Here is a 1,146-nt window from a genome sequence, read left to right on the forward strand (position 1 = left end):
GCCGAGGCGGCGGGCCGCCGAGGCGCCGAGGTCCATGTCTGGCGGGCCGGCCGCAGCCCCGGGCCGGGACTGCTGGACGAAGTACGGCAGGCCGGGCGGCTGGTGGAGCTGATCCGACCGGATCTGCTCCACGCCCACAGCGCCAAGGCCGGCCTCGCGGGACGGCTGGCCGTCCGGGGCCGGGTGCCCACCGTATTCCAGCCGCACGCCTGGTCGTTCGAGGCGGTCGGCGGAGTGACAGGCCGGCTGGCCAGGCACTGGGAACGGTGGGCGGTCCGGTGGACCGACCGCGTCGTCTGTGTCAGCGAGGCCGAGCGGCGCACCGGTGAGCGCGCCGGAATCCACGCCTCCTGGTCCGTCGTCCACAACGGAGTCGACGTCGGACGGTTCGCAGGCTCGTACGGAAGCGCCTACAGCGCGGCGGCCCGTGCCTCCCTTCCCTTGCTCGCCGCGCTGGAGCCGACCGCTCCCGTCGTGGTGTGCGTAGGACGGCTGTGCAGGCAGAAAGGGCAGGACATCCTCCTGCGGGCCTGGCAGCCGGTCGTACGGCAGGTGCCGCAGGCGCGGCTGGTGCTCGTCGGCGACGGTCCCGACGCCGAGGAGCTGCGCGCCACGGCTCCGCCGTCGGTCCTCTTCGCCGGCGCCGTACCGGACACCGCGCCCTGGTACCGCGCGGCCGATCTGGTCGTTCTGCCGTCCCGCTGGGAGGGCATGGCGGTGGCGCCGCTGGAGGCCATGGCCAGCGGCAGGCCCGTCGTCCTCAGCGATGTGGACGGCGCCCGCGAGAGCCTGCCGCCCGGCCGCGAAACCCTCTGTCTCACCCCGCCCGAGGACCCGCCCGCGCTGGCCGCCGCCGTGAGCACCCTGCTCCGCGACGGCTCACTGCGCGAAACCATCGGCCGCCAGGGCCGGCAGCACGTACTCAGCACCTATGACGTGCGGCAGACCGCGCAGGCCATCGCGGACGTGTACCGCGAAGTCGCCGCCGTGCCGCGCCCCGAGCGCAGGGAGCCGATCCCCCAGTGACCACGGAAAGCACCAGCGTGCCGCCGCCCTCCGGGCCTGTCAGGGCTACGGGACAGCGCATCGGGCGCGTCTCCGTCGCCCCTCCCCGGGACACCTCCGACCGCGTCGCGCCACCGCCAC

General features: G+C 75.0%; 1 protein-coding gene. It reads left to right on the forward strand.

Annotated features, from left to right (window positions below):
• The coding region (locus tag GA0115259_RS38445) for a glycosyltransferase (RefSeq protein ID WP_107469435.1) at positions 1-1,026 on the forward strand (1,026 nt) is incomplete at its 5' end.
• Positions 1,027-1,146 lie beyond the last annotated feature (120 nt).

Origin of the sequence: Streptomyces sp. MnatMP-M17, from assembly GCF_900091995.1 — a bacterium.
Taxonomy (GTDB): domain Bacteria; phylum Actinomycetota; class Actinomycetes; order Streptomycetales; family Streptomycetaceae; genus Streptomyces.